The organism is Ruegeria sp. YTSA064, assembly GCF_059610325.1.
Genome location: NZ_JBXWNK010000010.1, coordinates 141,395 through 150,284, shown reverse-complemented (window position 1 = coordinate 150,284; position 8,890 = coordinate 141,395). Strand labels below are relative to the sequence as shown.

Here is an 8,890-nt window from a genome sequence, read left to right as displayed (position 1 = left end):
ATGTCCGTCCTTTGGATCATAGCGACCGGGATAGTAATCGCCGTTTTATATATACTCCTGGAAATCCGAAAGATTGGAACTCCGACCACCGGGCCCAAAATAAACCTTGCATCGCGGCCTGAAACGGCGCTGCTGGTGATCGATATGCAAACAGATTTTACCTCGATGTCCGCATGGGATGACGCGCAGATCGAGGGCGCCTTATCGGCGATCCGGTCGATGACGGATAGCGCCCATCAGTCTCGTAGGCCCGTGATCGTCATTCGGCATGAATTCGAAGGGAGGCTGGCGAACATGCTGAATGGTTGGTTCAATCAGGGGCGTGGCAATGCAGAATCAGACGGGATCGGATTGGATCCGCGTCTCGCGCTGAATCCGGATGCCGAGTTTGTAAAGTCTGTGGGTGACGCCTTTTCTTCGTCGGTTTTTGAGCAGTTCCTGGAAGAAAAACAGATCGGAACGCTGGTTCTGACAGGGTTGGACGGGTGTCATTGCGTGAACAAGACCGCGCAGGGCGCGCTCAATCGAGGATACCGGGTTCAGATCGATCCGGCAGCCGTTCTGGTGGCTGACCCGAGCCGATGGCACGGGATCAGGAATCAACTTGCAACGGCGGGCGTAGATTTCCGACCGCAGACGTAAGGCACAGGGACAAATCGACCAAGACCCGCACTTGAGCAAAACCAAAACGCACCTTTTCAATTGCGACCGCTTGTCTGGCAGGGCATTAAGGCTCGGATGGCCAAGCAACTTGGATACCACAAGATCCGCGAGATCTTTACGCGTTTTCACGACGCCGACCCTGAACCCAAGGGCGAGTTGGAGCATGTGAACGTCTATACGCTGGTCGTGGCCGTCGCGCTGTCGGCGCAGGCGACCGATGCGGGCGTCAACAAGGCCACCCGTGACTTGTTCAAGATCGCCGATACCCCGCAAAAGATGCTGGATCTGGGCGAGGAGGGTCTGATCGAACATATCAAGACCATCGGTCTGTTCCGTCAGAAAGCCAAGAATGTGATCAAGCTGAGCCGAATTCTGGTCGAGGACTATGGAGGCGAGGTGCCGAACTCCCGCGCCGCGCTGCAATCGCTGCCGGGTGTGGGGCGCAAGACCGCTAATGTCGTACTGAACATGTGGTGGCGGTATCCGGCGCAGGCAGTAGACACGCACATCTTCCGCGTTGGCAACCGCACCGGTATTTGCCCGGGCAAGAATGTGGACGCGGTTGAGCGCGCTATCGAAGATAACATCCCGACCGATTTCCAGTTGCATGCGCATCATTGGTTGATTCTGCATGGCCGCTATCACTGCAAGGCACGCAAACCGCAGTGCCCGACCTGTATCATCCGCGATCTTTGCGAATTTGAGGACAAGACTCTATGAAGACCTACCAACTGACCGGCATCGGAAACGCCGTTGTGGACGTCATTTCCCAGGCCGATGACAGTTTCCTTGAGCTGATGGGCATCGAAAAGGGCATCATGCAGCTGATCGAGCAGGAACGCGGCGAAGTGCTGTATGCCTCGATGGAAGGTCGGGTGCAGACACCGGGCGGTTCGGTTGCAAATACCATTGCGGGTGCGGGTGCACTGGGTCTGGATTCGGCGTTTATCGGGCGGGTGCATGATGATGCGCTGGGGCGGTTCTATGCGGATGCGATGAACGAGGATGGGGTGGATTTCGTGAACCCGCCGGTGCCGGGGGGCGAGCTGCCAACCTCGCGCTCGATGATCTTTGTCTCGCCGGATGGTGAGCGGTCGATGAATACTTATCTGGGTATCTCCTCTGAACTGTCTTCTGAGGATGTCTCGGAAGATGTCGCAGGCAACAGCCAAATCATGTTCCTCGAAGGTTATTTGTTCGACAAGGAAAAGGGCAAGGCGGCGTTTTTGGAAGCTGCGCGCAACTGCCACAAGGGCGGTGGTAAGGCAGGCATCGCCATTTCCGATCCGTTCTGTGTTGAACGGCACCGGGTCGACTTCCTGCTGCTGATCGAGAATGAGCTGGATTTCGTGATCGGCAATGAGGCCGAGATCAAATCGCTATTCGAAACCGACGATCTGGAAGAGGCGTTGGCCAAGACAGCCGAGATTTGCCCTCTGGTCGTCTGCACCCGGTCTGGCGACGGGGTGACCGTATTGAACGGCGACGCGCGAATCGACGTACCGGTCGAAAAGGTTATCCCGGTGGACGCGACCGGCGCAGGCGATCAGTTTGCTGCCGGGTTCCTGTACGGTATGGCCACAGGCCGCGATTACGAGACCTGCGCGCGGATCGGCAATGTCTGCGCCCGGGAGGTGATCAGCCATATCGGGCCAAGGCCGGAGGCAAACATGCTTGAGTTGTTGCGGGGGAAAGGGCTGCTTTGAGCCCAAAGTTACACTAGTCGGTGCGCAGTTTTGAGAGCATCGGGCAAGAGACATTCCCGCTGTCGCAGTTGGCTGTGAGTTCGTTCAGCGCCGCTTCCAATCGCTTCAGTTCGTTTATCTTTTCCCGCACATTGAAGATATGAAGCTCAGCCAGCTCTTTTACGGATCGGCAATCCTCTCCGTCGCCTTCGGACAGGCTGAGAAGCGTCTTTGTATCGGCTAGTGGAAAGCCCAAATCACGGCATTTCTTCAGGAAACGAAGCCTTCCAACATCGTGCGCGGAGTACATCCGCCGGTTATTAGGTGCCCGTTCTGGTTTGGGCACGATCCCTTCGCGTTCGTAGTAGCGGATCGTTTCAATGCCGACACCGCTTTGCCGGGATGCTTCCCCAATCGCAAACATGTGAGTTTTCCCGTCTTGATCCTGTAGCGACTACAGAAGTTATACAAGCGGCTGAAACTTCGACAACTCCAACTAGTCAAGGGAAAGAAATGCAGAAGTACCTTAGCGTTAGTTATCTGGGATCACTGTCAGCACTCGGCGTCGCGACTTGCTGTGTATTGCCCATGACAATGATGTTGATGGGACTAGGAGGCAGTTGGCTTGCCATTTTCGGAAAGATCGCGGCGGCAAGCAACTACGTATTGGCGATTTCGACGGTGCTTGTCGCTATATCGTGGCTTGTATCTTATCAGCGCGGTTCCCTAACAAAGTTGAAATGGTGGCTTTCGGGGACGACCGCAATCACCGCGTTAGCTTGGGTCGTCGTCTTTAACGAGGCCCGGATCAACGACTACCTGATAATGCAGATGTGAGACAATGACAGAGCAAACTGTAGTGCTTGAAAGCACCCTAACGTGCCCGAAATGCGGTCACAGCGAAACCGAAATAATGCCGACGGATGCTTGCCAGTGGTTCTATGAATGCAAGTCTTGCGCAGCGGTCTTGAAGCCGTTGGAAGGGGACTGTTGTGTCTACTGCTCCTATGCCACCGTGCCTTGCCCGCCGATCCAGAATGGCGATAGTTGTTGCGGATGACAAAGTCTGCTTTGTTCCGCATATCGGCCATTCTTCAGACCCTTCGGTACCGCTCCGCTTTGAGAGATTGACTGTCTGCAAACCGACACGCACTCAATGAAGTGAACTGTGGTCAAATCTCAGGCAAATGTCCTCGAAAGACCTCGACCACACGCGCATACACGCCGCGTTTGAAGGGTACGATTTCATCAACGAGCCGTGACGGTGTCTGCCATTTCCAATGAGTGAATTCGGGGTGTTCAGTTGCGATATTGATCTGATCATCCTGCCCCAGAAACCGCATCAGGTACCATTTCTGCTCCTGCCCGCGATACCGGCCCTTCCAGATTTTGGGCACAATGTCATGCGGCAAGTCATATGGAAGCCAGCCGTCGGTCTCGGCGATGATTTCGACCAGATCTGCGGTCACGCCGGTTTCTTCCCAAAGCTCGCGTAGGGCGGCATCGCGCGGGTCTTCGCCCTTGTCCACACCGCCCTGAGGCATCTGCCAGGCGTCTTTGTGACGGTCGTTACGCTGACCGACAAAAATCAATCCTTCGGCATTCATCAGCATCAGCCCGACACAGGGGCGATAGGGAAGTGTTGCTATCTGGTCCGGGGTCATATGCGGCCTCATGAACATGCTTTTAAGCGTCTGTAGCAAGCACTGCGCAAAACGCAAAGGGAATGACGTTAGGTTTCGCGTGACAACGGTGACGCGAAGGTCAATCTGACGGACAAAGTCGGGAGGGAGAGTTTGCCATGACTGCGTACCCAAACATGCTGGCCCCGCTGGATCTGGGCTTCACCACGCTGAAGAACCGCGTGCTGATGGGCTCGATGCATACCGGGCTGGAAGAGACTGGCGACTGGAACCGTGTCGCCGAGTTTTACGCGGATCGCGCGCGTGGCGGTGTGGCCTTGATGGTGACGGGTGGGATTGGCCCGAACCTAGAGGGCTCGGTCCTGCCCGGGGCCTCGATGATGACCAATGAAACAGAAGTGGCAAACCATTCCATCGTGGCCAAACGCGTGCATGAGGCGGGTGGCAAGATCGCAATGCAGATTCTGCATGCGGGGCGGTACGCCTATGGGCCGAAATGCGTGGCCCCCAGCCCGGTGAAATCTCCGATTTCTCCGTTTCCGCCGCATGAACTGGACGAAGAGGGCATCGAAAAGCAGATCAGCGATATCGTCAACGCCGCTGTTCTGGCCCAGAAGGCGGGCTATGACGGGGTCGAGATCATGGGGTCCGAGGGGTATTTCCTGAACCAGTTCCTCGTGACCCACACCAACAAGCGCACCGACCGCTGGGGTGGATCCTACGAAAATCGGATGCGCCTGCCCATCGAAGTGGTACGCCGCACGCGCGAAGCCGTGGGGACCGATTTCATCATCATCTATCGCCTGTCGATGATTGATCTGGTGCCCAATGGGTCGACCCATGACGAAGTCGTTGAACTTGCACAACGGATTGAGCAGGCCGGGGCCACAATCATCAACACAGGGATCGGCTGGCATGAGGCGCGGATTCCAACGATTGCCACGAGCGTACCCCGTGCGGCCTTCGCGTGGGTCACAAAGAAACTGATGGGCAAAGTTGGCATCCCGGTGATCACCTCGAACCGGATCAATTCGCCTGAAGTGGCCGAAGAGGTTTTAGCAACCGGCTGCGCTAACATGGTGTCTATGGCCCGTCCGATGTTGGCCGATGCGGATTTCGTTAACAAAGCAATTGCCGGTGAGGCAGCGAAAATCGCCCCGTGCATCGCCTGCAATCAAGCTTGCCTGGATCATACCTTCAGCGGCAAGCTGACCTCGTGTCTGGTCAACCCGCGTGCCTGTCATGAGACCGAATTGGTGATCGGCAAGTCCGCGGTACGCAAGACCGTGGCCATTGTCGGCGCGGGACCTGCCGGTTTGTCGACCGCGATGACTGCTGCCAAGCGCGGCCATGACGTAACCTTGTTTGATCGCGCCGCTGAGATCGGTGGGCAGTTGAACATGGCCAAACAGGTGCCGGGGAAGGAGGAGTTCTGGGGGCTGGTCGACTGGTACCGCACCATGATGGACGATCTGGGTGTGACGGTCGAACTGAACCGCGAAGTCAGCGCGGATGATCTCACCAGTTACGATGAAGTGGTCATCGCCACCGGTGTCACCCCGCGCGATCCGCAGATCCCCGGACAAGAGCAAGACAATGTGCTCAGCTACATCGACGTGCTGCGCGACAAGGCCGAGATCGGCAAATCGGTTGCTGTGATCGGGGCCGGAGGCATCGGGTTCGACGTCTCCGAATTCTTGCTGGAAGATGGCCACAGCCCGACCACGGACCTGCCTCTTTGGATGAAGGAATGGGGCGTCACTGACCCGGCCGAACATCGCTCGGGACTGGCACCCGAAGGTCCGCAGCCTGAGGCGCCCGCGCGGCAGGTCACGTTACTGCAACGCAAAGCACAGCGTCACGGCAAGGGGCTCGGCAAGACAACGGGTTGGATTCACCGTGCGACCCTAAAGATGAAAGACGTTAATTTCGTAGGCGGCGTGAATTACGAGCGCATCGATGATGACGGCCTGCATGTGAGCTTTGGCGAAGCCCACGAAGACCCGACTGTGATCCCGGCTGATACGATCGTACTGTGCGCGGGTCAGGTCTCGGACCGTTCACTGGCAGATGAGCTAATTGAACGCGGGATAACACCTCATGTGATCGGCGGCGCAGATGTGGCCGCCGAGTTGGACGCAAAGCGCGCGATCAATCAGGGGACGCGGCTGGCGGCAGAGCTCTGACCAGCGGTTGCGCGAGCATTTTCAACCTGCAGGGTTGTCAAATCAGACCCCAACAGGCCGCTTCGTTGGAGGTGGTCTTTTTCTTTGGCCATATTGACTCATATGGTACCTTGGTACATATGTACGCCATGATTGAAAAACCCGAACGCATCCAGACCGGAATACGAATCGAAAAACGCCTGCTGAAAGTCCTTAAAGGGTTGGCGGAATCTCTGGACATGTCCGTTGGTGACTTGATCGAGGGCATCGCCTTGCACAGTTTTGAGAACAAGCCGCCTTTCACGCCTCAGACACTGAAAAAGATCCGTCAGTTGAAAGAGGTCTACGATCTGGACTGGACCGCGGAGCACAGCCATAAATTCGCGGAGGCCAAGGAATGACCAAAACAATCCAAGTATCTGACATCACCGTGGCGTTCGAAGCTCATACGATCGACAATACGAAATTCGGGCATGCCCAGCATGTGCAAGTGGCCTTTGACCTGCTGAGGAAATACGATTTCATCGACGCGGCTGCGATCTATGCCAAAGGTATTCGCACGTTGGCGACAAATGCCGGTGCACCAGGGAAATTCAACCTGACAATCACGTACGCGTTCATGAGTCTGATTGCCGAACGTATGGCCCAAGGTCCGAACCATAGTTTTGAGGCTTTTATCGCTGACTATCCTGAGCTGATGTCAAAGAACGCTCTTGAGCGCTTGTATGCAGATGACAGGCTGAACTCTGATCTGGCGCGTGGTATTTTCCTTCTACCCACTGCCGCTTGAACGCGGTGCTTGTTCGCGATCATTCAAACTGTAATCTCGGATCACGGACGCCACACGCAGACGATAATCCTTGAACAACCCGGTGCGACCTTGACCTTGTGCAGCCCGGTGCCGGACAGTTTGGCGCCAGATGGCAACGGCCTGTTCATCCCGCCAGAACGACAGCGACAAGTATTTGCCCGGTGTTGACAGGCTTTCAAACCGCTCGACCGAGATAAAGCCTTCGATCTGGTCCAGCAGCGGGCGCAGGTCGGCAGCGATGTCCAGATAGGTCTGGGTTTCGGCATCGGCGGGTTCGACATCGAAAATTACGGCAATCATGCGCCATCCCCATGCGGGGTTGAGACGCATCTGAGCCAGGTCCGATCCTCGCGCGTGATGAAGCGTTCTTTTTGCGCAAAGGCATAATTCTCTTGCCCCAGTGGATCGGCTGACAAACGCGCGCGGTAGGCTTCGTATTCAGCAAGGTTAGGAATGTTGTAAATCCCATAAGCCAGTGTCGATGACCCCTCGTACGGTGCGAAATATCCGATCAGATCAGCCCCGCATCGCGGAATCGCCTGTCCCCAATTGCGCGCATAGGTCTGAAACTGCTCTTTTTTCGTCGGATCGATCTGGTATTGGATTATACAAGTGAGCATAGATGCCTCCAGTTGATAATTGGCAAAGAATAACCTCTTGGATGCGGCTTATGTTTCGACTATGGTCGAAGCATGCGAGACGGACCGGATATTGCACAGATCGCGGCGCTGATTGGCGATCCTGCGCGTGCCAATATGTTAACAGCACTGATGTCGGGCAAAGCGCTGACGGCTGGCGAACTGGCGCGTGAGGCCGGGATCAGCCCCCAAACCGCAAGCTCACACCTGAAAAAACTGCTTGCAGGCAGCCTGGTCCGGGTGCGTGGACAGGGACGGCACAAATATTATGGACTGTCCGGAGAAGATGTGGCGCATGTGCTGGAAAACCTTATGGGGCTGGCTGCAGGGCGTGGCCATCTGCGAACGCAGACCGGACCAAAAGATGCGGAATTGCGGTCAGCACGGGTTTGCTACAACCATCTTGCGGGCAGCCGTGGGGTGCAGATGTTCACCGCCATGCAGAAACAAGGATATCTTGAGACAACGGAAGACGCGGTTCACCTGACCGAAGAGGGCACTCAATTCTGCACCGGCTTTGGCATCGATCTGGAAGGACTCGGCCGCAGCCGCGCACCGCTTTGCCGCCCCTGTCTAGACTGGAGCGAACGGGAAACGCATTTGGCCGGCAAACTCGGCCGCGCCATGCTGACCCGCATGGAAGAGATCGGCTGGCTAGTGCGTATACCTGACAGCCGCATCATCCGCTTTACCCGAACAGGAGAAACTGAGTTCGACGCACAATTCAGCGCTTAACTATTACTCTACAGTGATTGTAATCACCTCTGAAACGATTGGCGTCGCGTGGGGTACATGACCCGCATCACCCAACACAAGCTGCAAAGTGTGTTCCCCCGGGCCCAATTCCAGCGTGACCTCGGTCTGGCCGCCGCCAAAGTGGATGTGGTTGTCATCTGCGGGCAGCCCATAGGCCAGTTCATCCGCGCCGTCTTCACCCTGCCCCAACGGAGGACGATCAACCAGAAGGTGATGGTGGCCCGTGTTCTCCTTTTCGGTTCCGGCAGGAGCAACACCCATCCCACTTAGGCCAAACACGATCGTGACGGGTGATTGTACGGTGTCTCCGTCAGTCAGATTTGCGAAATAAACCCTGGCATCAGGGTTTGACGGCGTTTCTCCCCCGGCCGACGCGAGAGTTGCGGACAGGCACAGGGCGGCAGCAGCAAATAGGGCTTTCATGATCTCCTCCATGGTCACAAAAATGCCATTCTCATCATAGCACGATAGAGAAAAAGTCCAGATATCGGTTATTTGTGTTGGGTGTTAGGAATTACAGCACGGCAAC

The 8,890-nt window shown here is 56.2% G+C and carries 14 protein-coding genes; 9 read left to right on the top strand and 5 right to left on the bottom strand.

Going from position 1 to position 8,890, the window contains the following annotated elements; translation table 11 throughout:
- The 3 genes from AC2FI7_RS16165 to AC2FI7_RS16155 all read left to right on the top strand — a co-directional run bounded on the left by AC2FI7_RS16165 (position 1) and on the right by AC2FI7_RS16155 (position 2,369).
- On the top strand, positions 1-642 hold the full coding sequence (locus AC2FI7_RS16165; protein ID WP_010438592.1) for a cysteine hydrolase family protein: 642 nt from the start codon (positions 1-3) through the stop codon (positions 640-642).
- 96 nt (positions 643-738) lie between these two features.
- Positions 739-1,383 (top strand): endonuclease III, encoded by a 645-nt coding sequence (gene nth, locus AC2FI7_RS16160; protein ID WP_010438589.1) that lies wholly within the window; start codon positions 739-741, stop codon positions 1,381-1,383.
- Complete coding sequence (locus tag AC2FI7_RS16155) at positions 1,380-2,369, top strand: adenosine kinase (protein WP_010438587.1); 990 nt, start codon at positions 1,380-1,382, stop codon at positions 2,367-2,369. Before nth ends, AC2FI7_RS16155 begins: the two co-directional genes overlap by 4 nt.
- A 13-nt stretch (positions 2,370-2,382) precedes the next feature.
- Here the strand turns inward: AC2FI7_RS16155 and AC2FI7_RS16150 are convergent, their stop codons facing one another.
- On the bottom strand, positions 2,383-2,772 hold the full coding sequence (locus AC2FI7_RS16150) for a MerR family transcriptional regulator (protein WP_010438583.1): 390 nt from the start codon (positions 2,770-2,772) through the stop codon (positions 2,383-2,385).
- An 89-nt stretch (positions 2,773-2,861) separates the two neighbouring features.
- Here AC2FI7_RS16150 and AC2FI7_RS16145 point away from each other — a divergent pair, with 89 nt between their 5' ends.
- Positions 2,862-3,185: a hypothetical protein gene (locus AC2FI7_RS16145; protein WP_010438581.1), complete on the top strand. Its 324-nt coding sequence runs from the start codon at positions 2,862-2,864 to the stop codon at positions 3,183-3,185.
- Positions 3,186-3,189: 4 nt separating this feature from the next.
- Positions 3,190-3,408, top strand: coding sequence for a GDCCVxC domain-containing (seleno)protein (locus AC2FI7_RS16140; protein WP_083828990.1), 219 nt, complete (start codon positions 3,190-3,192; stop codon positions 3,406-3,408).
- Positions 3,409-3,520: 112 nt separating this feature from the next.
- Here the strand turns inward: AC2FI7_RS16140 and AC2FI7_RS16135 are convergent, their stop codons facing one another.
- The gene (locus tag AC2FI7_RS16135; protein WP_010438580.1) at positions 3,521-4,012 is read right to left on the bottom strand and encodes an RNA pyrophosphohydrolase; all 492 of its coding nucleotides are present in this window, start codon (positions 4,010-4,012) and stop codon (positions 3,521-3,523) included.
- A gap of 137 nt (positions 4,013-4,149) precedes the next feature.
- Here AC2FI7_RS16135 and AC2FI7_RS16130 point away from each other — a divergent pair, with 137 nt between their 5' ends.
- The 3 genes from AC2FI7_RS16130 (at position 4,150) to AC2FI7_RS16120 (ending at position 6,946) form a co-directional block, all read left to right on the top strand.
- Entirely contained in the window at positions 4,150-6,177 is a 2,028-nt protein-coding gene (locus AC2FI7_RS16130; protein ID WP_010438579.1) for an NADPH-dependent 2,4-dienoyl-CoA reductase, read from the top strand.
- Between the two features lie 128 nt (positions 6,178-6,305).
- The gene (locus tag AC2FI7_RS16125) at positions 6,306-6,557 is read left to right on the top strand and encodes a hypothetical protein (protein WP_029621703.1); all 252 of its coding nucleotides are present in this window, start codon (positions 6,306-6,308) and stop codon (positions 6,555-6,557) included.
- Positions 6,554-6,946 carry a hypothetical protein gene (locus tag AC2FI7_RS16120; RefSeq protein WP_010438577.1) on the top strand — a complete coding sequence of 131 codons (393 nt, stop codon included), beginning with the start codon at positions 6,554-6,556 and terminating at the stop codon, positions 6,944-6,946. The genes AC2FI7_RS16125 and AC2FI7_RS16120 overlap by 4 nt, the downstream gene beginning before the upstream one ends.
- On the opposite strand, the gene AC2FI7_RS16115 is transcribed toward AC2FI7_RS16120, so the two are convergent.
- Positions 6,929-7,267, bottom strand: coding sequence for an antibiotic biosynthesis monooxygenase family protein (locus AC2FI7_RS16115; RefSeq protein ID WP_010438576.1), 339 nt, complete (start codon positions 7,265-7,267; stop codon positions 6,929-6,931). The genes AC2FI7_RS16120 and AC2FI7_RS16115 overlap by 18 nt on opposite strands.
- Complete coding sequence (locus tag AC2FI7_RS16110) at positions 7,264-7,587, bottom strand: NIPSNAP family protein (RefSeq protein ID WP_010438573.1); 324 nt, start codon at positions 7,585-7,587, stop codon at positions 7,264-7,266. Before AC2FI7_RS16110 ends, AC2FI7_RS16115 begins: the two co-directional genes overlap by 4 nt.
- Before the next feature lie 72 nt (positions 7,588-7,659).
- Between AC2FI7_RS16110 and AC2FI7_RS16105 the strand changes: the two genes are divergently transcribed.
- Positions 7,660-8,340 (top strand): ArsR/SmtB family transcription factor, encoded by a 681-nt coding sequence (locus AC2FI7_RS16105; protein ID WP_010438572.1) that lies wholly within the window; start codon positions 7,660-7,662, stop codon positions 8,338-8,340.
- Positions 8,341-8,343: 3 nt separating this feature from the next.
- Here AC2FI7_RS16105 and AC2FI7_RS16100 read toward each other — a convergent pair whose 3' ends face one another.
- The gene (locus AC2FI7_RS16100; RefSeq protein ID WP_120981280.1) at positions 8,344-8,784 is read right to left on the bottom strand and encodes a DUF4399 domain-containing protein; all 441 of its coding nucleotides are present in this window, start codon (positions 8,782-8,784) and stop codon (positions 8,344-8,346) included.
- Positions 8,785-8,890: the final 106 nt, after the last annotated feature.